The sequence below is a fragment of the Phenylobacterium sp. genome (assembly GCF_965229015.1).
GTDB lineage: Bacteria > Pseudomonadota > Alphaproteobacteria > Caulobacterales > Caulobacteraceae > Phenylobacterium.
Genome location: NZ_CBDDIM010000001.1, coordinates 197,786 through 217,384, shown reverse-complemented (window position 1 = coordinate 217,384; position 19,599 = coordinate 197,786). Strand labels below are relative to the sequence as shown.

Annotated in this window: 24 protein-coding genes and 1 pseudogene; 6 read left to right on the top strand and 19 right to left on the bottom strand. The window is 67.8% G+C overall.

The features are described from left to right. The first annotated feature begins 140 nt into the window (after positions 1 to 140). Positions 141 to 614, top strand: a complete 474-nt coding sequence (locus ACO06I_RS01055; RefSeq protein WP_421930785.1) for an XRE family transcriptional regulator — start codon at positions 141 to 143, stop codon at positions 612 to 614. A gap of 680 nt (positions 615 to 1,294) precedes the next feature. Here ACO06I_RS01055 and ACO06I_RS01050 read toward each other — a convergent pair. The 9 genes from ACO06I_RS01050 to ACO06I_RS01010 form a co-directional block, all read right to left on the bottom strand. Further along, positions 1,295 to 2,995: an aspartyl protease family protein gene (locus tag ACO06I_RS01050; RefSeq protein ID WP_421930784.1), complete on the bottom strand. Its 1,701-nt coding sequence runs from the start codon at positions 2,993 to 2,995 to the stop codon at positions 1,295 to 1,297. Positions 2,996 to 3,129: 134 nt separating this feature from the next. After that, positions 3,130 to 4,200: an alkene reductase gene (locus ACO06I_RS01045; RefSeq protein ID WP_421930783.1), complete on the bottom strand. Its 1,071-nt coding sequence runs from the start codon at positions 4,198 to 4,200 to the stop codon at positions 3,130 to 3,132. Between the two features lie 102 nt (positions 4,201 to 4,302). Next, a complete protein-coding gene (locus ACO06I_RS01040; protein WP_421930782.1) occupies positions 4,303 to 5,280 on the bottom strand; it encodes a TerC family protein in 978 nt (325 codons plus the stop codon). A gap of 176 nt (positions 5,281 to 5,456) precedes the next feature. Next, entirely contained in the window at positions 5,457 to 5,648 is a 192-nt protein-coding gene (locus ACO06I_RS01035; RefSeq protein ID WP_421930781.1) for a hypothetical protein, read from the bottom strand. Further along, entirely contained in the window at positions 5,645 to 6,112 is a 468-nt protein-coding gene (locus tag ACO06I_RS01030) for a tellurite resistance TerB family protein (protein ID WP_421930780.1), read from the bottom strand. The genes ACO06I_RS01035 and ACO06I_RS01030 overlap by 4 nt, the downstream gene beginning before the upstream one ends. A gap of 234 nt (positions 6,113 to 6,346) precedes the next feature. Further along, the gene (locus ACO06I_RS01025) at positions 6,347 to 6,817 is read right to left on the bottom strand and encodes an SRPBCC family protein (protein ID WP_421930779.1); all 471 of its coding nucleotides are present in this window, start codon (positions 6,815 to 6,817) and stop codon (positions 6,347 to 6,349) included. Further along, entirely contained in the window at positions 6,814 to 7,152 is a 339-nt protein-coding gene (locus ACO06I_RS01020) for an ArsR/SmtB family transcription factor (protein WP_421930778.1), read from the bottom strand. Before ACO06I_RS01020 ends, ACO06I_RS01025 begins: the two co-directional genes overlap by 4 nt. 125 nt (positions 7,153 to 7,277) lie before the next feature. Further along, entirely contained in the window at positions 7,278 to 7,730 is a 453-nt protein-coding gene (locus ACO06I_RS01015) for a DUF805 domain-containing protein (protein ID WP_421930777.1), read from the bottom strand. 30 nt (positions 7,731 to 7,760) lie between these two features. Beyond that, positions 7,761 to 8,396, bottom strand: coding sequence for a hypothetical protein (locus tag ACO06I_RS01010; RefSeq protein WP_421930776.1), 636 nt, complete (start codon positions 8,394 to 8,396; stop codon positions 7,761 to 7,763). Positions 8,397 to 8,701: 305 nt separating this feature from the next. Here ACO06I_RS01010 and ACO06I_RS01005 point away from each other — a divergent pair, with 305 nt between their 5' ends. Further along, positions 8,702 to 9,850 (top strand): pyridoxal phosphate-dependent aminotransferase, encoded by a 1,149-nt coding sequence (locus ACO06I_RS01005; RefSeq protein WP_421930775.1) that lies wholly within the window; start codon positions 8,702 to 8,704, stop codon positions 9,848 to 9,850. Here the strand turns inward: ACO06I_RS01005 and ACO06I_RS01000 are convergent. The 4 genes and pseudogenes from ACO06I_RS01000 to ACO06I_RS00985 form a co-directional block, all read right to left on the bottom strand. Beyond that, positions 9,847 to 10,458, bottom strand: coding sequence for a TetR/AcrR family transcriptional regulator (locus tag ACO06I_RS01000; protein WP_421930774.1), 612 nt, complete (start codon positions 10,456 to 10,458; stop codon positions 9,847 to 9,849). The two genes, ACO06I_RS01005 and ACO06I_RS01000, sit on opposite strands and share 4 nt — an antisense overlap. Before the next feature lie 2 nt (positions 10,459 to 10,460). After that, positions 10,461 to 10,883 carry an ester cyclase gene (locus ACO06I_RS00995; protein ID WP_421930773.1) on the bottom strand — a complete coding sequence of 141 codons (423 nt, stop codon included), beginning with the start codon at positions 10,881 to 10,883 and terminating at the stop codon, positions 10,461 to 10,463. A 127-nt stretch (positions 10,884 to 11,010) separates the two neighbouring features. Then, entirely contained in the window at positions 11,011 to 11,463 is a 453-nt protein-coding gene (locus ACO06I_RS00990; protein ID WP_421930772.1) for a fatty acid desaturase, read from the bottom strand. 34 nt (positions 11,464 to 11,497) lie between these two features. After that, positions 11,498 to 11,824 (bottom strand): annotated as a pseudogene (locus tag ACO06I_RS00985) (fatty acid desaturase); the annotation flags it as partial. Between ACO06I_RS00985 and ACO06I_RS00980 the strand changes: the two are divergent. After that, complete coding sequence (locus ACO06I_RS00980) at positions 11,823 to 11,987, top strand: hypothetical protein (RefSeq protein ID WP_421930771.1); 165 nt, start codon at positions 11,823 to 11,825, stop codon at positions 11,985 to 11,987. The pseudogene ACO06I_RS00985 and the gene ACO06I_RS00980 overlap by 2 nt on opposite strands. Positions 11,988 to 12,194: 207 nt before the next feature. Further along, positions 12,195 to 12,971 (top strand): hypothetical protein, encoded by a 777-nt coding sequence (locus ACO06I_RS00975; protein WP_421930770.1) that lies wholly within the window; start codon positions 12,195 to 12,197, stop codon positions 12,969 to 12,971. A 159-nt stretch (positions 12,972 to 13,130) separates the two neighbouring features. On the opposite strand, the gene ACO06I_RS00970 is transcribed toward ACO06I_RS00975, so the two are convergent. The 3 genes from ACO06I_RS00970 to ACO06I_RS00960 all read right to left on the bottom strand — a co-directional run bounded on the left by ACO06I_RS00970 (position 13,131) and on the right by ACO06I_RS00960 (position 15,941). Beyond that, positions 13,131 to 14,336, bottom strand: coding sequence for an acyl-CoA dehydrogenase family protein (locus tag ACO06I_RS00970; RefSeq protein ID WP_421930769.1), 1,206 nt, complete (start codon positions 14,334 to 14,336; stop codon positions 13,131 to 13,133). A gap of 149 nt (positions 14,337 to 14,485) precedes the next feature. Next, complete coding sequence (locus ACO06I_RS00965; protein ID WP_421930768.1) at positions 14,486 to 14,998, bottom strand: hypothetical protein; 513 nt, start codon at positions 14,996 to 14,998, stop codon at positions 14,486 to 14,488. A gap of 340 nt (positions 14,999 to 15,338) precedes the next feature. Then, positions 15,339 to 15,941: a carbonic anhydrase gene (locus tag ACO06I_RS00960; RefSeq protein WP_421930767.1), complete on the bottom strand. Its 603-nt coding sequence runs from the start codon at positions 15,939 to 15,941 to the stop codon at positions 15,339 to 15,341. A 170-nt stretch (positions 15,942 to 16,111) separates the two neighbouring features. On the opposite strand from ACO06I_RS00960, the gene ACO06I_RS00955 reads away from it, so the two are divergent. After that, positions 16,112 to 17,128 (top strand): radical SAM protein, encoded by a 1,017-nt coding sequence (locus ACO06I_RS00955; protein WP_421930766.1) that lies wholly within the window; start codon positions 16,112 to 16,114, stop codon positions 17,126 to 17,128. A 54-nt stretch (positions 17,129 to 17,182) separates the two neighbouring features. On the opposite strand, the gene ACO06I_RS00950 is transcribed toward ACO06I_RS00955, so the two are convergent. From ACO06I_RS00950 to ACO06I_RS00940, 3 genes are all read right to left on the bottom strand, one after another. Continuing rightward, complete coding sequence (locus ACO06I_RS00950) at positions 17,183 to 17,575, bottom strand: GFA family protein (protein WP_421930765.1); 393 nt, start codon at positions 17,573 to 17,575, stop codon at positions 17,183 to 17,185. A gap of 49 nt (positions 17,576 to 17,624) precedes the next feature. After that, complete coding sequence (locus ACO06I_RS00945; protein ID WP_421930764.1) at positions 17,625 to 18,020, bottom strand: MAPEG family protein; 396 nt, start codon at positions 18,018 to 18,020, stop codon at positions 17,625 to 17,627. Positions 18,021 to 18,090: 70 nt separating this feature from the next. Continuing rightward, a complete protein-coding gene (locus ACO06I_RS00940; RefSeq protein WP_421930763.1) occupies positions 18,091 to 18,909 on the bottom strand; it encodes a polysaccharide deacetylase in 819 nt (272 codons plus the stop codon). Positions 18,910 to 19,017: 108 nt separating this feature from the next. On the opposite strand from ACO06I_RS00940, the gene ACO06I_RS00935 reads away from it, so the two are divergent. Next, positions 19,018 to 19,566 (top strand): RNA polymerase sigma factor, encoded by a 549-nt coding sequence (locus ACO06I_RS00935; RefSeq protein ID WP_421930762.1) that lies wholly within the window; start codon positions 19,018 to 19,020, stop codon positions 19,564 to 19,566. Positions 19,567 to 19,599: the final 33 nt, after the last annotated feature.

The window sequence follows — 19,599 nt, the reverse complement described above, 5'->3', positions numbered from 1 at the left end:
GCACCGAAACTCACCCATCTCTCGCAACCTTGGCCCCATGCGGATCACACCCTTGCGTCAAGCCTCACCTTCCTGCACACCACGTCTTTCGGCACGTCAAAGTTGTTTCTCGCCGGTGTGTCTGCATGACCCGAACCTCCGTGAGCGCTTCGAAATCATCGAACGGGTTGGCCTCGGCCCTACGAGCCATCCGCCGTCACCGCCAGAGGCGGCCCGGCGATCTCGCAGAAGCCCTGCGCCTGCCGCGGCGATCGTACGAGCACTTTGAAGCCGGCGCCGGCCGCCTCAACCCCGATCGCGTGCAGGCCTTCGCCGAGGCGACCCAGTCCGACGCCTATGCGATTTTCGCCAGCCTTTGGATCGCCTCGCCGGAGTTCGCCGTTCGCTGCGCCGACAACAAGCTGATGACGATCCTGATTATGGCCTTGCAGGACTTCGACGCCGCCGCGGGAGACGATCTCGCCCGCCTGGACGCGCGCACCCTGATCACTGCCTTCGACACGCTCTTTCAGACGCTCACCGCCGAAGCCCAACGGCGAAATGTGACCACGGACACCGAGATCGTCGAGCGTCTTCGCCGACTTGCTCCTTCGCCGAAATCGACCGACGAGTAGGTGCGTCAGCCTGGGTCGGCTGTTCCCGGCTGGTCCAGGTGCTCGCGGGTCACGCGATGCGCAACACCCCTTCGGGCCGGAACGCTCCAGCGGGTTACCGGTCCGCCGCTACGGTCGCGAGGATCTGGCGGCCTTTCTCTTGGAAGCCTTCGAGGTTGTCGAAAGTTTCGAGTTCGACCACGTGACCGCGCAGCAGAACATCCAGCGCTTCCATGTCGGCCGGCTACGGAGGCGTTCGGCGCCGACGTAGATCTTTCGTCTCCCGCCGGAGCGCGCCGTTCACCGGAAGGCGGACTCAGCCGCCTGAGAATGCTGTCGAGCGCTTCACTGTGAGCCTGCGCATGACTCTCGAATACGCGCCCGAGCGTGGGCACTGCGGCGCTCTCGAAAAGTAAGAAACTTGGGCGGATCTTCGATCGTCACCGGAGACAAAACACAACGCGCGCGGGCTGTGGCGAGCGAACGGATACTAAAGGAAACGAGAAAATCGGTGCACCATATTTGCACTCAATGACTTATAACTAATTGTTTTATTTAGATTATCCGTCCAGTCCATCATCGGGGCCACGGACAGGCGGTGGGAGGACGGAGACGGCAAGAGGTGACGGGCTCTGGGGTTGGGGCGGCGCAGGCGGGCTCTTACGCGATCGCGACGGATTTTTCCCGGTTTTTCGGCGCCCTCAGCCGCCGGAGGCCACCACCGGATCGGTCAGGCCGTAACGCTTGCCCGCCTTGGCGAGGTCCGGCGACAGGGCCAGGGCCGCGGCGATGTCGCCAGCGCCGGCCGCCGTCGCCCCGGCCTTCTGCCTGGCCAGGCCCCGGCCATAGAGCGACCAGGCCGACTTCGGCTGCAGCTTCAGCGCCGCGTCATAGTCGGCGATGGCCTCCTGCAACTCGCCGCGCCGCAGATGCACCAGGCCGCGGCTGTCGAGCACCGCGGAGTTGCGCAGGCCCTGCTTGATCGCCGCGTTGCAGTCGCTCAGGGCCAGGTCCAGCTGCCGGCCCCACAGGGCGCGGGTCCAGCAGCGGGCGTTATAGGCCTCCGCCAGCCGGTCGTGCTTGGGCAGGGCCGCGGCGATCCAGGCGTCGTAGTGGACCAGGGCAGGCTCGAACAGGTCGGCGCGCTGATAGGCGGCGGCCACCCGCAGGCGGATGGCGTCCTTCGGCGCGGTCTTGGCGGCGGCCTCCAGGTCGGCCCGCGCCCGCTCGGTGTCGCCGCCGGCCAGCAGCAGCTCGCCCCGCAGCACCCGGCTCGGTCCGTCCTCGGGCTTCAGCTTCAGGGCCTGATCCAGGTCGCCCATGGCGGGGATCGGCTGCTGGGCGCCCAACCGGGCGAGGGCGCGGTCGTAATAGTGTTGCGCCACCGTCGGCTCCAGCTTGATGGCCGCCGTCAGGTCGGCGATGGCGGCGGGGAAGTCGCGACGCGCGCTGTAGGCGGCCGCGCGGCGGCCGAACCCCGCGGCGTCGGTGGGCTCGCCGTCCACGGCCTTGGCCGGCGGGGCCGCCGCGGCGACCACCGGCGTCTCCCGGTCCAGCTTGAACACCGGACCGCCGTTATAGGTGAAGTAGAGCCGCCGCCGGGTCCGCGAGATGTAGATGCGGTGGGACAGGAAGAAGTCGGCCCCGATCAGCATGTCGGCGCCGTCCAGGGTGATGTCGCCGACCCGCAGCCGGGTGTTGTGGACCTGCTCCTCGCCGATCACGAAGCTGTCCACCGGAGAGATCCAGGATTCCACCCCCCGCCGCCCCAGGCCGTAGCCGATCCCCGCGCCGCGCACCGCCTCGTCGTCCCGCGAGATCCCCGCCCGCTCGGCCGCCGAGAGCTTGAGGACGGAGGTGGAGGCGCCGGTGTCGAACAGCACCCGGATCGGCTTGCCGTTGACGCTGGCCGAGGCCGTGATGTGCGGCTCGGCCAGGGTCGTGGGCGCGAGGACCAGGGCCGAGGCCACCTTGCCGCCCGCCCAATAGGCCAGGTTGGCCTTGTCGGGGCAGTCCTTGGGCTTGAACAGCCGGATGACCCCGTTGGCCAGGTCATATTCCACGTCGGCGGCGCCCAGGATGTTCTGGCCCAGCAGGCCGGCGGCCTCGTCGGACACGTCGCGGCCGCCCACCAGGAAGTCGACATTCTTCAAGGGAACCTCGGCCAGGGTGAAATCCTTGGCCGTGTAGATCTGGACCGAGGCGGCGCCGTTGACGCCGCGCACCAGCAGGCCGGGCGGCGTCGTGCCGCGCTTCAGGCCGAACCGCGCCGCGGCGCTCTCGCTCATCAGGCTGTAGAAAGCCCCGCTGTCGGCCATGAACAGGGCGTCCTGGCCGTTGACCTTGGCCGACACCATGGGCCGCAGCCCCCTCATCTTGACCGGCAGCTCTGCGATCTTCATCAGCGAACAGCCCGGCGCGGCCTGCGCGCCCGTCCCCAAGCCCCAGAGAGCCACCGCAAGCAGCAAGATCACTCTACCCATGGCGGCAGAGTAGACCGAAGCTTCGCCACACGGGAAGCCCCCGGAACGGCGCCTCAGCCGACGGGGGCCAGCTCCGCCAGGGACGGGTAGTCGGTGTAGCCCTCCGCGCCGGGCGAATAGAAGGTCTCGGGGATCCACTTGTTCAGGGGCGCGTCGGTGCGCAGGCGCTCCACCAGGTCGGGATTGGCCAGATAGGCCTTGCCCCAGGCCACGGCGTCGGCCCAGCCGGCGTCGAGGGCGGCCTGGGCGCTCTGCTTGGTGAACCTCTCGTTGGCGATATAGACCCCGCCGAACGCCTTCTTGAGTTGCGGCCCCAGGCTGTCGGGGCCCTCGGCTTCACGGGCGCAGAGGAAGGCCAGCTTGCGCCGGCCCAGCTCGGTGGCGACGTGGGTGAAGGTGGCCGCCAGGTCGCTGTCGCCCATGCTGTGGGCGTCGCCGCGGGGCGCCAGGTGCATGCCCACGCGGTCAGAGCCCCAGACCGAGACGGCGGCGTCGGCGCATTCCAGCATCAGCCGGGCGCGGTTGGCGATGGAGCCGCCGTACTGGTCGGTGCGCTGGTTGGAGCCGTCCTGCAGGAACTGGTCGAGCAGGTAGCCATTGGCGCCGTGCAACTCCACCCCGTCGAAGCCGGCCTTCTGGGCGTTCTGCGCGCCCAGGCGGAAGGCCTCGACCACGTCCTGAACCTCGTTGGTCTCGAGGGCGCGCGGGGTCGGATAGGGCCGTTCGGGGCGAAGCAGGCTGACATGGCCCTTGGCGGCGATGGCGCTGGGCCCCACCGGCGCGCGACCGTCGAGGAAGCTCGGATCGGAGATCCGGCCCACATGCCAGATCTGCATGAAGATGCGGCCACCGGCGGCGTGGACCGCCTCGGTCACCTGCAGCCAGGCCTGGGTCTGCTCGGCCGACCATATCCCCGGGACGCCGGCATAACCGACCCCCATGGGATCCACCGGCACGCCTTCGGAGATGATCAGGCCGGCGGTGGCGCGCTGCTCGTAATACTTCGCCATCAGGGGGTTGGGGATGCGGCTGTCGCCCGCCCGGCTGCGGGTCAGGGGCGCCATGATCACCCGGTTGGGCAGGGTCAGGTCGCCGATGACGAGCGGATCGAAGAGCGAGGGCATGGGCGGTCCTTGGACTGGCGCGCGGATTGGCGGCTCTCCCACATAGGGGGGCCGACACCGCCTGCCCAGGGGACGACGCCGCTTTCGCCGCGCGCCCTCGCATCAGGCGACGTCAGCCGCCGGCCGCCGGGTGCGCCAGACGGAATAGCCGATCCCCCCCGCCAGCAGGGCCGCGGTGACCCCCAGCGACACCGGCGCCGGGAACTTCTCCCACCCCATGGCCTCGGCCACGAAGACCTTGCCGCCGATGAACACCAGCAGGGCGGCCAGGGCCTGCTTCAGATAGGCGAAGCGATCCACCACCGCGGCCAGGGCGAAGTAGAGCGCCCGCAGGCCCAGGATGGCGAAGATGTTGGAGGTGTAGACGAGGTAGGGGTCGGTGGTGATGGCGAAGATCGCCGGCACCGAGTCGACGGCGAAGATCAGGTCCGCCAGTTCGATGATCACCAGAACCATCAGCAGCGGGGTGGCGAACAGCACCTGCCGCCCGCCCGGCCCCGGCTCGCGCACCACGAAACGTGAGCCACGGAAGCCGTCGGTCAGGCGCAGATGGGAGGCGGCCCAGCGATAGACGAGATTGTCGCGCGGATCCTTGGCCTCGCCCTTGGCCAGGAACATCTTGGCGCCCATCAGGATCAGGAAGCCCGCGAACACCAGCAGGGCCCAATCGAACCGCGCCACAAGGGCCGCGCCGAACCCAATCATCAGGCCCCGCAGCAGGATCACCCCCAGCACGCCCCAGAACAGCACCCGATGCTGATAGGCCGTGGGCACGGCGAAGGCGGCGAAGATGCTGGCGATGACGAACACATTGTCCAGGGCCAGGCTCTTCTCCACGAGGAAGCCGGTCAGGTACTCGACCCCGGCCTGGCTCCCCAGCTCCGCCCAGACCCAGACCCCGAAGCCCAGGCCCAACAAGATGTAGCCCGCCGACAGGGCGAGGCTCTCGCGTACCCCGATCGTCCTCTGTTTCCGGTGCAGCACGCCCAGGTCCAGCACCAGCAGGACCGTGACGACGGCGGCGAAGATCAGCCACATCCAGAGCGGCTTGCCCAGCAAGGGCGAGAGAAGCGTGTCCAAGATCGTGTTCCCCGGAACAGGGGCGCGCAGCGCGCCCCAAGGCGGTCCGACATCACGATCAGCACGATCGTCAGAGGGGCCCGGTCCGCTCAAGGATTGATGGGTCGCCGGCGCATGTCGCCACGCGCCGGCGTAAGGAAGTCGTGTCGGCCCGCGGTGGCCCTAGCTCGTCCGCCTCAGACGCGGATGTCCAGGGTGTGGCCGGTGGCCCGGCGCGGCGCCAGGTTGGAGGCCAGCGGCGCGGGCCCCTCCACCGGCCGATCGGTGGGGGAACTGGCGTGGGAGGCCGCCAAGGTGCTGGCCTGGGCCAGGACCAGGGGCTCCAGCCGTCGCCACATCACCGGAGTCGCAAAGGTCGAGACCCTCATCGCCGGCCCCTGGCGGCCACCAGGTCGAAGGCGTCGGCATCCAGGTCCAGGAGATCGCAGATCCGCAGGATCGCCGCCCGCTCCTCGGCGTCGAAGCCCCCGTCGGCGGCGGCGATCGAGCACGCCGCGGCCACCAGCAGGTAGGCGGGACCGGGCCGCCCGCGCAGCCGCAAGATCGCCGCCTCGGCCACCGTCTCACCATCGTCGGGATCCCGGTCGAAGCGATCGATCAGGGCCTCGAAGGCCTGCACCGCCTCATCCACACCGAACAGTCCCAGGGCTGGAAGGCCCTGGACCCGGACCACTAGGCGCCGTCGTTCCTCGGCGGTCACCCAGCCGTCGGCATGGGCCACCAGGGCGCAGGCCCCCACCAGGGCGTCCAGTTGCAGCTTGTCGCCCGGGGTCCAGGCCTCGGTCTTCAGGCTGGCGCTCGTGGGCCGCCTGTTGGAGAGTTTGTGGGACATGTCGCATACCTCCTCTGTTGAGAGGATGCGCCCGGCGCCGGGGGCTGGAGATGGACCCGGCATCGGGCGCACCCGATGCGGTCCGACATCACGATCACGGCGATCGTCAGAGGGGCCCGGCCCGCGCCAGGGATATGGGACGGCGTGCGACGGTCTCAAGTCCCGCGGCGATGATTTCTGCAAATGGGTGGGATCGTATTCTCAGGTCGGCCTCGACTGACCCGCGGCGGCGCGTCAACCGCCGCCGACGCGCGACGCCAGGTCGGCCACCAGGTCTTCCAGCTGGTCCAGCCCGGAATTGGTGCCCGCCTCGAAGCCGCCGCCGATATGCATCTTCGCCATCTCGTCGGTGGCGAACACCGTGTGCATGGTCAGCCTGGTCTTCCCGCTCTCCAGCTCGTCGAAGGTGACAGTGACCACCATCATCTTCTCGAAGTTGAAGCCGTTGTCGTAGACGATCCTCCGGTCCGGAACGATCTCCAGATAGGTCCCGCCGAAGGGCTCGTTCTGCACCCCGCTGGGCCCGGTCATGGCGAACTTGAACGTGCCGCCCACCCGAAAGTCGATCTCGGCCAGGGTCACGGGCCAGCCCACGGGGCCGAACCACTTCATGATGTGCTCGGGCCGGGAATAGGCCTCGAACAGCAGGGACGCCGGGGCGTCGATCACGCGGGTGAGGGTGATCTCGCGGTCGGCTTGGCTCATGACGGCTCTCCCTTGGCCTGAAGGTCTTTCACGTAGGCTTCGAGCTGATCGAGGCTCTCGTCCCAGAACCGGCGGTAATCGCCGATCCAGCGGGCGGCCTCGGCCAGCGGCTTGGCGTTCAGCCGAACCGGCCGGAACTGGGCGTTGCGGCCCCGCGACACGAGGCCCGCGCCCTCCAGGACCTTGAGATGCTTGGAGATGGTGGGCTGCGCCAGGCCGAAGGGCGCGACCAGCTCATTCACCGTCGCCTCCCCGTCGGCCAGACGCGCCAGGATCGCCCGCCGCGTCGGGTCGGCGAGCGCGCCGAATACGAGGTCCATCTGGGCCATCTGCATATATCGCCATCCATCTATATTGCCGGATCGCTATTCAATGGATCGGTCGGCGTCAAGGACCTTCGATGGGATCGGAGAACCGAGGCGGCAGCGATTTGGCCTGGGTGGGTCTCAGGCGCGCGACATCAGGGTTCCGCCGCACGAGAGCTGGACGGGGCCAGTTCAGGACCGAACTGGTTTTCCCCCGCCTGTCCCCGCCTGGCGATCAGCATCAGAAACAGGCCCAGGACGGCGCCGACCGCCAGGATCTCCAGACCGAGCCGCACCCGGTCGTCAGGGATGTGACCCATCGCGATCCGGAACAATTTGACCGCGAACCCCAGGGCGAACAGCCAGCCCGCGCTGAACCCCAGATCATGCAGCCGTCGGGCGATGGCTGGAATGATCAGACCAAAGGGCGCCACGAAAAGAAAGAAGGTGGCGAGCATCCAGCCCAGGTTCTTGATCCCGTTCGGGGCGAAGGTCTCAAGGGTGAAGCCCAACAACAAGACCCAGGCGAGAAGCGGCAAGCACACCAGATTGAATTCCCGGCGGCCGCTCCGGCCCTCGAGGCTGAACCATCTCATGAGCCCCATCATGTCCAATCTCCCGGGGCGACGGTCACCTGCTCAGCGCCGATCATCCTCAGCCGCCTCCTTCGCCGCCACGGCGGGATGGCCAACCGCCGATCCTGTTCCAACCTTCGACCAGGCTGGCGTGCCATACCAATATCTCTGCGCCGGGTTGAACCGGGGTTTGCCGCGGTAAGGGCCGTGAATGCGGCCATGCACCTCCGGGCTCGGCATGGGCTTGATGTTCCAAGGCTGGTTCTTGATGGCGTCGGGGACATACTTTCCCAGGCCTTCATTCCGCGAGATGGCCCAGTGGTGGCCGGGTTGGCCGGGCTTCAGATAGCCCTGCTTCCCCATCCAGGGGCGGACAACCTCCTTCCATGCATAGGGCGCCTTCTTGGCCGTGCCCCGCGCGACGTATAGCCCGCCCTTGGCGACGCCCTTGGTCAGGGAGCCGGCCAGGAAGAGGTCCGACACCGCCAGGGCGCCGTTCAACCCCGCACCGACCAGGTCGCCGTCCTCATAGTCCGCCAAGGCCTCGCGACCAGAGCCCCATACGGGGATGAGCGACTCCAGTTCACCGGGATGACCGAACCGGCCACCATCTCTCGGTCGCTCAGCCGGCTCACCCGCCGCTCGCGCATTGTTGGCGCGCTGTCGGCGGATCATTTCGTCGTAGTCTTCGTCCTTCACGTCGGAAACCGAACGCGGCTCCCCACTTGGCATACGCGCCATGCAAACTCACCTTTCCTGACCTGGAAACGCCAATCCCCACACGCAATCGGGCCTCAGGCGCCGATCTGTTCCGCGCCACAACCCTAGCCTGCAAGCTCCACCTTGTAAAGAACAAAACCGGAACTTTGCGCGTTACCGGCGGTGGACGCCCAACAAGCGGGCAGGCGGGTGTGCCGTCACGCCCTGGGAGGCGGCTCCCATTGCCATCTCACCTCTCCCGCCTAGGGTCGTGAGACGACGGCCAAGGGATCGGGGACTTCAGCATGACCGCGCGCACCGAGCTTTCCGACGAGGCCCTCTCCGACCTCACCCGCCGCGGATATTCCCGGCGCGGCATCGGCAAGGTGCTCAGCCTGTTCGCGGTCGCCCCGGCCCTGGGCTCGGCCCTGGCCGCGCCCGCCGTCGCCCAGGAGGCCAAGGGCATGGTGATGATCGGCGCCAACGAGTGCTGGACCGGGCCGCTCGCGCCCGGCGCGGCGGCGGCGGCCGCGGCCATCGCCACCGGCAACCGCTACACCGGCGCCCAGCGCGAGGCCTTCGCCAAGGCGGTGGCCTCGGTGGAGGGCGTGCCCCCAAGCCACGTCATGGCCTGGCCAGGCTCCAGCGATCCCATGGCCCGGATCATCGTCACCTATTGCTCGCCGACCCGGGGCCTGGTGGTCGCCAACCCCACCTTCGAGCTGGCCGAGAGCGTCGCCCGCTACATGGGGGTCAAGGTGGCCAAGGTCCCGCTGAAGGCCGACTACGGCCATGACGTGAAGGCCATGCTGGCGGCCGATCCCAACGCCGGGGTCTACTACATCTGCACCCCCAACAATCCGAGCGCGACCCTCACCAGCCTGCCCGACGTGGAGTGGCTGATCGCCAACAAGCCGGCCGGCTCCATCGTCCTGCTGGACGAGGCCTATATCCACTTCTCGGAGGCGAGGCCCGGCGCCTATCTGGCGGCCCAGGACAAGGAGGTGATCGTCCTGCGCACCTTCTCCAAGCTGTTCGGCATGGCCGGCATGCGCCTGGGGGCGACCATCGCGCGGCCCGACCTGATGGCCAAGACCATGCGCTATGACGGGCTGATGGCCAGCTACGCCCTGCCCAACCCGTCCCTGGTCTGCGGCACGGCCAGCCTGACGGAGGCCGGGCTGATCAAGGCGCGGCGCGACGAGATGATCGCCGTCCGCTCAAAGACCCTGGCCCTGCTGGACAAGCGCGGGATCGAGCACCTGCCCGCCGAGGCCAACTTCTTCATGGTGGACTGGAAGAAGCCGGCCAAGGAGGTCCAGGCCGCCTTCGCCAGGGAGAGCATCGCCATCGGTCGCTCCTGGCCCATCTGGCCCACCCGCTCGCGCATCACCGTCGGCTCCGCCACCGAGATGGCCGCCTTCGACGCCGCCGTGGTGAAGCTGAACCTCTAGGCGTCCTTGCGCCGCGCCGCGGCCACCAGGGCCTCGATAGCCCAGGACTTCACGGCCTGGGCCTCGGCGTCGTCGACCCGCAGGACGTCCTTGAACACCACCATGGCCTCGGTGCCGACGATGAGGGCCAGGGCCGCCTCCAGCCGGGCCAGGGCCGTAGGGTCGAACTGGTCCCGGGCCGGCGCCAGGGCCGCCTGGATCAGGGGGGTGCGGCGGTTCTGGCGGGCCGGGGTGTCGGCGTCGCTCTCCCGCAGGGAACGCTCCAGGGCGTTGATCAGCATCATCCGCAACGGCCCCTCATTGGCCGCCATCATCTGGTGCAGGGCCTGGTTGACCCGCTCGACGCGGGCCTCCGGCCCCTCCCCCTCCGCGCCTCGGAACAGCACCTCCGGCTCGGGGGTGGCGACGTCGAGAGCCGCTTCGAGCAGCAGGGCCTCCACCCCGGGGAAATAGCGGTAGGCCGTCGCCCGCGAGACCTGGGCCTCGGCGGCGATCTCCTCCAGGTCTGGCTTGCGGCCCGCGGCCATCAGCCGGGCGGCGGCCTGCAGCAGGTCCTTGCGGGTGCGGTTGCGCTGGTTGGGGCGGCCGGTCTTGGCGGGGGCGGCCATCCTCAGCCCTGCGGCAGTTGCTGGAGGATGGCGCCCATGTCGAGCCAGACGTTCTCGCGCTTGATGTCGCCGCTCCCGGCGAACTCGATCACGTGCAACAGACGGAAGGCCAGCGGACGGCCCCGCCCCTCCAGGCCGAAGGGCCGCCCCACCGCCCGGCCGGACCACAGGGATTCGTCCACCAGGAAGTCCTCGCCATAGAGCCGCTTGAGGACCTTGACCTGTCCGTCGGCGAGGTCGCCGAACAGGCCCTCATAGAAGGGCCGCGCACCCTCCGGCCCGTGGGTCGGGCCGGTCGGGGAGCCGACGATGTCGTGCTCGACGTCGGGCGCCAGGGTGGAGAGCACCCCCTCCACGTCGTCGGCCGCCTCGAAGGCGAAGTGTTCGTCGATCTTCCGATCCATCTCCTGACGGGTCAGCGCCATCTCTCGTGCTCCTTGCTGGGCGTTGGTGCGGCGACCTCTAATGAGACTTCCGTCTCATTGCAAGATTACAATCTCGACAGATGGCGCGAAGGGATCCGCACCGCCTGCCCAGCAGGACGCGACGGCTCTAGGCGGCGCGCGCGGCGCGGTCGGCGCGGGCCAGCTGACGGAAGGAGATCAGCCGCTCGCTGGCCTCGTCCCACAGCGACAGCGGTATGGCCTTCAGGCTCTGGGGCACGCTCAGGCGGCTGACCGCGCTGAGTTCCGGATGGTCCCGCAGCACGGCGGGCAGCCGGTAGAAGGGGATGCGGCTGGCGATGTGGTGCACGTGATGCACCCCGATATTGGCGGTCATCCAGCGCAGGGGCGCGGGCAGGTGATAGTGCGAGGCGCCCCTCAGCGCCGCCTCGGTCAGGTCCCACTCGCCGCGGCGGGCCCAGTAGGTGCCCTCGAACTGGTGCTGCACATAGAACAGCCAGACCCCGATGGAGGCGGCGATCACCAGGGTCGGCAGGTTCACCAGCAGGGGCCTGCCAGCCGGCCAGCAGGCCCACCACCAGCAGGAAGGCGGCGATGGCAAGGTTGGTGCCCATGGCGCTGAGCCAGGGCCGCCAGCCGCCCTTCATCAGGCCGCTGGGCAGGCGCTGCTCCAACAGGAAGACATAGGCCGGCCCGACCCCGAACAGCACCACCGGGTGGCGATAGAGGCGATAGCCCAGCCGGCGCCAGAACGGCAGGGCGCGGTACTCGGCCACGGTCAGGGTCATGATGTCCCCCAGGCCCCTGCGGTCGAGGTCGCCGGAGGTGGCGTGGTGGATGGCGTGGGTCTGGCGCCAGCAGTCGTAGGGGGTCACGGTCAGCACCCCGATCACCCGCCCGATCCAGTCGTTGGCCGCCCGATTTCGGAAGAAGGACCGGTGGCTGCAGTCATGCTGCACCATGAACAGCCGCACCAGGAACGCCGCCGCCGGGGCGGCCAGCAATAGGGCCAGCCACCAGAGTCCGAAGGCCGCCGCCACCCAGGCGCCGCCCCAGATCGCCGCCAGGGGCACGGCGCTCAGGAGGATTTCGAGGATGGAGCGGGCGGCGCTGGGCTGCTGGTAGGCCGCCAGGCGCTTGCGCCAGGGGCGCGTGTCGGGGGTCGGCAAGGGGCGGGGTCTCGCAAAGTATGAGCCCCGACATAGCACGCCGATTAAGTCGGAATGACGAACGACCTCGTGATCAGGCGCCGTCCGCCGCCGTGCGCCGGGGGGTCTATTCAGCCTATCCGATTGGTCTAGGATGTCGCCATTCAGGGTTGGGGGACATCCTATGGATTGGGGCTTGGTATGGGCGGCGGCCGGCGTCGTGCTCGCCGCCCTTTCTGCGCTCATCGCGCTTATTCGCTGGTGGCAAGAGCGCGAGGCTAAGAAGGGCCGAGCAAGTGAGTTCACTATCGAAGGCAGCAGTTGGGTGTTCGAGCGAGGCTTGAGCTACGAAGGCCTGCTTCAGCGGCTCATCGGCCTTGATCATGCTGCGCTGGCGGGTTTGGGTGACAAGACCGAAGGCTCAGCAGAGCAATGGGCGCCGGTGTTTGAAAAAAGCCCGGAAACCTGGGGCCTCGTCGTGTTCAGGGGCAGCTTCATCGTCGGATATTGGTCGCTTTTCTCGATCTCTCAGAAGCTGGTGGGCGCACTCAAGCGTGGCCAATTGTATGATTCAAAGATTGTCAGCCAGGAGGTTCGGCAAGTCAGCGAACCCGGGCCACACTCGCTGTACTTCGTTATGATTGCTCGGCATCCGGACTTCAGCCGAGCAGGCGGGGAAATCTTCCGCCTAATGATGCGATCCATGGCGCAGGCGATGGCCTCACTACGGAAGGACCGCGTACATATCGACGCGATCTATGCGAACGCGACCTCCGCTGAAGGCGAAAGCCTATGTCGCACGCTGGGATTGGAAGCCTTTTCAACCTCAGTGCAAGGCGGCCAAGTCTACAAGATCGAGAAGTTCGATCTCCTGGAGCAAAGGCTAGCGCGGCTTGGGCGCCTTGCCGGGCCAAGAGCGCCCAAGGAGCTAACCGAGGCGGAATTCGCGACGACCCCGTGAACTCGCGGGTGGCAGCGTACCAGATCGTCTAACGCCCGACTGAATGGCCGGGATCGGGGTCGCCGGTCAGGCTGGGCAGCTCCCTGCTCAGCGCTTCCTTGCGGCCTTTCCCCCAAGGGCGCGCCGAACGCCGCCCCCCGCCAAGCCGTGCGTAATCCGTCAGGTTGACTGGGTGGTGTCGGGCAGGTTGAGGATGCGCTTGGAGATGATGTTGTTCTGGATCTCGAAGGAGCCGCCATAGATCGACATGGCCTTGCCTGACAGCCAGCCGCGCACGGTCTCGATCTCCTCACTGGTGAAGTCGTCGCCGGCCCAGCCGAGGCCCTGGTGGCCCATGATCTCCAGGGTCAGCTCGGCCCGGGTCTGGGAGACAGCCGTGGCGGAGTTCTTCAGCACCGAGGCGCCGTTGGTGGCCCCCGAGGCCTCCTTGGACTCCGCCATCACCCGGGCCAGGGTCAGGCCGTGGATCTTGCTGTCCATCAGGTGGCGGGTCAGGCGGGTGCGCAGGTCGCTGTCGGCCAGGCGTCCGGCGGCGTCAATGCCGACATAGCGTTTGGCGATGTCCTGCAGGGGCGTGGCCCGACCGCCGTTGGAGGCGCCGGTCTGGCTGGCGCGCTCGTGCTGCAGCAGGCGCTTGCCCACGGTCCAACCGCCGTTCAGCGGGCCCAGCAGTCCGTCCTTCTCGGCGCGCGCGTCGGTGAAGAAGGTCTCGCAGAAGGGCGAGGCCCCGGCGATCAGGGCGATGGGCCGCGGATCGATGGCCTTCTGGTGCATGTCGATCAGCATGAAACTGATCCCCTCATGCTTCTTGGCCGAGAAGTCGGTGCGCACCAGCGCCCCGCACCAGTCTGAGTACTGGGCCCCGCTGGTCCACGTCTTCTGGCCGTTGATGACGTAGTGGTCGCCGGCGTCCTCGCACCTCATCTGCAGGGAGGCCAGGTCCGACCCGGCGCCGGGCTCGGAATAGCCGACGCACCACTGGACCTCTCCACGCACGATGGGCGGGATGTGCTGCTTCTTCTGGGCCTCGGTGCCGTAGTCCAGGATCGTCGGGCCGATCATGGTCACGCCCATCCCGAACATCAGCGGATTGAAGGCGCCGATCTTGCCCATCTCCTGGCTCAGGACTCGGGCCTGTTGCGGCGACAGACCGCCGCCGCCGTATTCCGTCGGCCAGGTCGGCGTGGCCCAGCCCTTCAGGCCGATGGCCTTGCGCCAGGCCTTGAGCTCTGCGTGGGTAGTCGTCACCTCGGTGGCGGCAAGGAAGGCCTTGCCCTTCAGCGAAGCCGGGAAGTTGGCCTCCAGCCAGGCGCGCGCCTCGCCGCGGAATTCCTCGACCTCAAGGTCGCTTCCGAAATCGGCCATGTCGGTTCCTCCCGTGGGTCTCAGTTGACCCCAGTCTAAGCCTCGTGGCGGACAGGCCAAGTGTGACGTGGCGGCAGGGGCGCGCCCAAAGGAAAACCGCCGGCGCTGGGGACAGCGCCGGCGGTTCGAAGGCTCGGAAGTCTCTGATCCTAGCGCGAGGCGACCTGGGTCGGACGCTCGGCCTGGGCCAGCTGGCGCAGCTGGAACTTCGCCGAGCGCACCGCGCCGGAGACGCAGGCGCGATAGTCGGGGGCCGAGTCGTTGGTGGCCTTGCAGACGGTGTCGGCCGCGGCGTTGATGTCGGCCTCGATCTGGGCGGGCGAGCGGCCCACCAGGGCGACGCGGACGCTGGCGACGGCGGCGCGGCCGTCTTCCAGCTTGGCGGTGCGGGTCGGGGTCTCGGCCGCCGCACGCTTGCGGGTGATGGCGTTGAACTGGGCGTTGGCCTTGCGCATCGAGGTCGTCACGCAATCGCCGGCGCTCGCGCCGCACACGGTGGCGGCGGCGTCGCGGATCTCGGCGCGGACCTGGGCGTCGGTCTTGCCCACCAGCGAGATGCGGACGGTCTGGACGTCCACATGCGAGGCGTCGGCGGCCAGGGCGGGGGAGATGCCGAAGGCGGAGACGGTGGCGGCGAGGGCGAGAGCGGCGAACTTGTTCATGAGAATTCTTCCCGACTGAATTTGTGTTTTGTTTAGGTTGAAACTTGCGAGGCGGGTTTTCTCACTTCGGACTTAAAGTCGAGTTCATCTTCACGGTGAATAGGGGCTTAATTGCATCTGTATTTCGTTATACTCTAGTTAGACTTTGGACGCTGCGTGGATTGACCTGCGCGTCGCTCAGGACGACGCGGAATGAGACCCCGCGTCCTTAATCCCGCCCCAGGCGTGAAGGCGCCCGCCGGCCATCGGCGCGATGAATACAGGCATGGGCGGGCGCGGGCGGCTCGGCGTGGCCGGCTCCGCCCCGCGGGAATTGGCCGGCGCGGCGGCTAGACCGCGGCTAGTCTTCGCAGTGGGCGCCCACCGACACGTTGAGGTCGGTCAGCAGGCCGTTTTCCAGGGAATAGACCAGGCCGTGCACGCACAGGCTCTGGCCGCGGGCCCAGGCGTCCTGCACGAAGACGTCGGTGGCCACGTTCTGCACCTGGCGGATGACGTTCAACTCGCACAGGCGGTCCAGCCGCTCACTCTGGGTGCCGAGCTTGTCCAGTTCGCAGCGGTGCGCCTCATGGACCTCGCGGATGGGGTGCAGCCAGTGATCCACCAGTCCGCGCCTCTGGCCGTCCACCGCCGCGGCCACGCCGCCGCAGCCATAGTGGCCCACCACCATGATGTGCTTGACCTTCAGCACATCGACGGCGAACTGCAGCACCGAGAGGTAGTTGGCGTCCTGCGGCGGGGCCAGGTTGGCGACGTTGCGGTGTACGAAGAGTTCGCCGGGATCGAGATCGACGATCTCGTTGGCCGGGACCCGGCTGTCGGAACATCCGATCCACAGATAGTCCGGCGCCTGCTGGCCCTTCAGCCGCTTGAAGAAGCCCGGATCGGCCGCAACCTTGCGGGCGGCCCAGGCCATGTTGTTCGCCTTCAGGTCATCGAGCATGGCCCGCGCCATACCCCCGCGCGGGCGCCGCCGCAACCCCCGGCCCAGGTAGCATTTGAGACCGGCGTCTTATCGAATGAAGGCGCTTCGAATTTGATTTGCATCGACTAGCTTTTCAGAGCTGGCTGCCAGTCGGCGGGCGAGGCGGGCCCCAACTATCGGGGACCGATATGCGATTGCAGCACGTGGCGGCGTATCTTCAACTGGAGAGTCGCAAGACATTCCGCCGGCTTTCGGGCGAAGTCGGGCGGGCCTTGCTATCTCCCCAGCAGATCAAGGATCTGAACGAGCGGCATAATTTCCGATTCACGCGGGAAGATCTGCTCGACGCCGACGGTTCCCCGAAGAAGATCAAGGATGCCTACCTGGGGCTACGTTCACGCTGCAACAGCACCTGCGGCTTCTGTCTGGCAAACCTCAAGACCGACACGAGGCCGGATGTCGCCATGACCATGGTCACATTCCGCCGGATCGTGGACGAACTCAAAGCGATGGGAAGCGACGGCTATCTCAACTTCCACTGCATGAGCGAGCCGCTGCTGCATCCTCAGATCGTTGAATTCGTTAGCATCGCCTCGGAGGAGCTTCCGGCGATGACGACCCGCATTCTGACCAACGGCAAGAAGCTGACGGTCGGAATGGCGCGGCGCCTGGCCGATACCGGGGTCAAGAAGGTTCAAGTCTCGACCTACCTCGAGCGCCTCACCGACCCCTTACCGAAGAACCTCCAGACCATACTGGCGGAGGTCGATCGATATCGTTCGGATACCGATCCCTGGTTTGCCAGTTGGCAGTGGGGCGAAACCCATTTCCAGATCGAGAGGCAACAGGAGACGGCTGTTCGCGAGAACCTCGGCGGTCACTCACCCAATGCTGCGGAGGTGCGCGGGCAGTATTGGGGCTTCTGCGAGTTCCCGTTCCGGGCCGTCGCCATCAATCCCGAAGGCAAGATAGCGAAATGCCCCTGGGATTTCGGCTTCTCTGACGCCATCGGTGACTTGGCCAGTGGACCGATTGACAGCCAGTGGCGCAACGGGCCCCTGCAGGCCGTTCGAGAAAAGCTCAGCAGTGGCGTCCGCGATGGGCTGACCCAATGCACGTCGTGCAACTTCAACGGCGGCTGCCGGCGGAACACGAGACGAACGTTCATGCAGCGAGTCGCCGCGCACCTTGTGCCAACCCACTAGAGTCAAACGCAAATCACCGGGCCTAAGAGAGCCCCGGCGCCCTTGCAGCCCGCCTCAATCCGCACGTGGCCCTCGCCACTCGGGCCGCCCCGGTCCGACCACCGACATGCCGACCCCTTCGCTGGCCCGCACCGGCAGGCCGGAGGAATCGAACCCGTCCAGGCAGAAGACATTCACCTCATAGAGATCCGGCGAGGCCCGCTTGCGGTGGAACACATAGATCCCGCAGACCCGGCAGAAATGGTGCCGCGCCCGGTGGGTGTTCCACTCATAGGCGCCGAGCTGATCCTCACCGGATAGGATCGTCAGGGCCTGCGCCGCGACACGCACCATCCGCGCGTTCTTCTTCACGCACAGCGAACAGTCGCAAGCCGTCAGGTGATCGATCTCCGCCTCGAGGACGAAGGTCACGACCCCGCAATGGCAGGAGCCGGCATAGCGGGTCATGCTTGTCTCCGGTCGCGCCTTCCCCAGGCGGAGGACGCGACCACCGCCCCTAGGCCAAGCCGACGAGGGCGGCAAACACCATCACCGTGCCCACCAACCCGACCGCCCAGGCCAAGGGCCGCACCATCGGCACGCCGAGGACGTAGAGGACCGCATGGACGACGCGGGAATAGAAGAAGAGCTGGGCGCCCAGGACCGTGGTCCCGTTCGACACCCCAGCCACCGCGGCGGTCAGGACCAGCGGGGCGAAGATCGTCAGCCCCTCGCGGTGGTTGTCCACCACCCGCTTCATGCGGGCGTGGAAGCCGCTGGGCGGCGGCAGGTCGTCGCGGGAATTGGAGAGCGGCACCGCCCCCTGGGCCCGGATGCCCGCCAGGGTCTGGAGGAAAACCAGTACGAAAAGCAGGCCGACCGCATAGGTCAGCATCGTCAGTTCAACGCTCATGTTTCGCCCCCCGATTCCGGCTTCCTGTCGAAGCTTCACCTTGGAAGCTTCCGCTCCGCGGCTCGGAGCGTCAACCTTCGACGGTCGCCGGCGCGGCGTGGGGCGCGCTGGCCAGTAGATCTGGCAGGCCGCGCCACGTCAGGTCGCCATTGGCCGCCGACCAGGCGAGGAACCGGTCCAGGAACCGCCAGGCCGGCTCGTCATGGTCGAGGTGGTGGGTCAGCAGGCCGATGGGCGCCGACCACAGCCCGGCCTGCCGCCGTTCGACCAGCAGCTCGCGCAGGCGTTCGAGCACCCTGCCCTCCCCCCGGAACCGCGCCCCGCCCCGCCAGCGCAGCAGGTCCATATGGGCGTCGACTCGCGGAACCTTGGCCATCGGCGCGGTCTCGTCCCAGGCCGACCAGCCCAGATAGCCGCAATCGGCCAGGACGGCCGGCAGCTCGGGATGGATGTCGTTCCAGGGGGGCACGAAGACCTGCGCCGCGCCCGGCAGGGCCGCGAGCTTCGTCCATCCCGCCCGCATCTGGGTGGCCACCCGAATCCGCATCCAGGCGTGCGGAAACTCCCCGGCGGCCGGGCCCTCGCGCCGGTTCTGATGGTCGACCCCGTGCTGGACGACGGTGACCAGGGCCTCGCTGCCCAGCCGGGCCGCCAGGGCCGCCAGGTCTCCGTCCGGGATGACCGCCAGGGTCAGGGGCGTGCGGTTGGCGTTGGCGATGGCCAGCAGCCGGTCCAGTTCGGGGGTCGGGGCCCGCGCGTCGTCATCGCGCCACCAGAGCGTCGGCTTGCGCCCGGCCTTCCGCCAGCGGCCCAATTCCTGTTGCAGCAGCATCCAGCGCATGTCGGTCCGAAACCATCCTCCGACCCCGCCCCCGCGATGTCGGCTCATGGCAAAGACGTCGCCCGCCCCGCCCTCCCTCACGGATCGCAGCCGATTGGCCGCATGGCGTCTTGTCGCCCCGGACCGAACCATGCATCTGAAGCAGGATCATCGGCCATGCCGACCGTCTTGGGACAAATCCCGCTGGAAGATCCGAGCGCGCCAGACCTCCTGACCGTCTACCTGGAGAAGCGGGCCAATCTCGTACGCTTCTTCGCCGCGCGTCTCGGCTCCACGGCCCTGGCGGAGGACCTCGCGCAGGACCTCTATCTGAAGGTCGCCGCCCTGGAGCCGGCCGAGCCCATCGCGAGCCCTTCGGCCATGCTGTTCCGGATGGGGTCCAATCTCATGCTCGACCGCCTGCGCAAGGAGCGCCGGACGGTGGTGCGCGACGACGCCTGGATTCGGGTGGGCCGAACATCGATCGGCGGCGAGGACGTGGTGGACGAGCCCGCCGCCGACGAGGCGCTCGCCGCCCGCCAGCGGTTGGCCCAGCTCATCCGCGCCCTGGAGCAACTGCCCCCGCGGATGCGGCGCGCGTTCCAACTTCACAAGCTGGACGGGCTCAGCCAGTCTGACACCGCACGCGCCATGGGAATTTCCACCAGCGCGGTGGAAAAACACATCAGCGGGGCCCTCAAGGCCCTGCTCGCGAGACTGGGATGAGCGGAAAGATTCGCCTGATGCGCTTTTTTCGCC

Bases quoted from the DNA above. Each gene is read 5' to 3' on its own strand.
- ACO06I_RS01015 (WP_421930777.1), bottom strand. From the start codon at position 7,730: ATGATGGGGCTCATGAGATGGTTCAGCCTCGAGGGCCGGAGCGGCCGC.
- ACO06I_RS00950 (WP_421930765.1), bottom strand. From the start codon at position 17,575: ATGACCCGCTATGCCGGCTCCTGCCATTGCGGGGTCGTGACCTTCGTC.
- ACO06I_RS00970 (WP_421930769.1), bottom strand. From the start codon at position 14,336: ATGGCCGATTTCGGAAGCGACCTTGAGGTCGAGGAATTCCGCGGCGAG.
- ACO06I_RS00935 (WP_421930762.1), top strand. From the start codon at position 19,018: ATGCCGACCGTCTTGGGACAAATCCCGCTGGAAGATCCGAGCGCGCCA.
- ACO06I_RS01000 (WP_421930774.1), bottom strand. From the start codon at position 10,458: ATGGCCGCCCCCGCCAAGACCGGCCGCCCCAACCAGCGCAACCGCACC.
- ACO06I_RS00960 (WP_421930767.1), bottom strand. From the start codon at position 15,941: ATGCTCGATGACCTGAAGGCGAACAACATGGCCTGGGCCGCCCGCAAG.
- ACO06I_RS00940 (WP_421930763.1), bottom strand. From the start codon at position 18,909: ATGAGCCGACATCGCGGGGGCGGGGTCGGAGGATGGTTTCGGACCGAC.
- ACO06I_RS00995 (WP_421930773.1), bottom strand. From the start codon at position 10,883: ATGGCGCTGACCCGTCAGGAGATGGATCGGAAGATCGACGAACACTTC.
- ACO06I_RS00980 (WP_421930771.1), top strand. From the start codon at position 11,823: ATGAACAGCCGCACCAGGAACGCCGCCGCCGGGGCGGCCAGCAATAGG.
- ACO06I_RS00965 (WP_421930768.1), bottom strand. From the start codon at position 14,998: ATGAACAAGTTCGCCGCTCTCGCCCTCGCCGCCACCGTCTCCGCCTTC.
- ACO06I_RS01025 (WP_421930779.1), bottom strand. From the start codon at position 6,817: ATGAGCCAAGCCGACCGCGAGATCACCCTCACCCGCGTGATCGACGCC.
- ACO06I_RS01035 (WP_421930781.1), bottom strand. From the start codon at position 5,648: ATGAGGGTCTCGACCTTTGCGACTCCGGTGATGTGGCGACGGCTGGAG.
- ACO06I_RS01030 (WP_421930780.1), bottom strand. From the start codon at position 6,112: ATGTCCCACAAACTCTCCAACAGGCGGCCCACGAGCGCCAGCCTGAAG.
- ACO06I_RS00975 (WP_421930770.1), top strand. From the start codon at position 12,195: ATGGATTGGGGCTTGGTATGGGCGGCGGCCGGCGTCGTGCTCGCCGCC.
- ACO06I_RS01050 (WP_421930784.1), bottom strand. From the start codon at position 2,995: ATGAAGATCGCAGAGCTGCCGGTCAAGATGAGGGGGCTGCGGCCCATG.
- ACO06I_RS01045 (WP_421930783.1), bottom strand. From the start codon at position 4,200: ATGCCCTCGCTCTTCGATCCGCTCGTCATCGGCGACCTGACCCTGCCC.
- ACO06I_RS01020 (WP_421930778.1), bottom strand. From the start codon at position 7,152: ATGCAGATGGCCCAGATGGACCTCGTATTCGGCGCGCTCGCCGACCCG.
- ACO06I_RS00955 (WP_421930766.1), top strand. From the start codon at position 16,112: ATGCGATTGCAGCACGTGGCGGCGTATCTTCAACTGGAGAGTCGCAAG.
- ACO06I_RS00945 (WP_421930764.1), bottom strand. From the start codon at position 18,020: ATGAGCGTTGAACTGACGATGCTGACCTATGCGGTCGGCCTGCTTTTC.
- ACO06I_RS01005 (WP_421930775.1), top strand. From the start codon at position 8,702: ATGACCGCGCGCACCGAGCTTTCCGACGAGGCCCTCTCCGACCTCACC.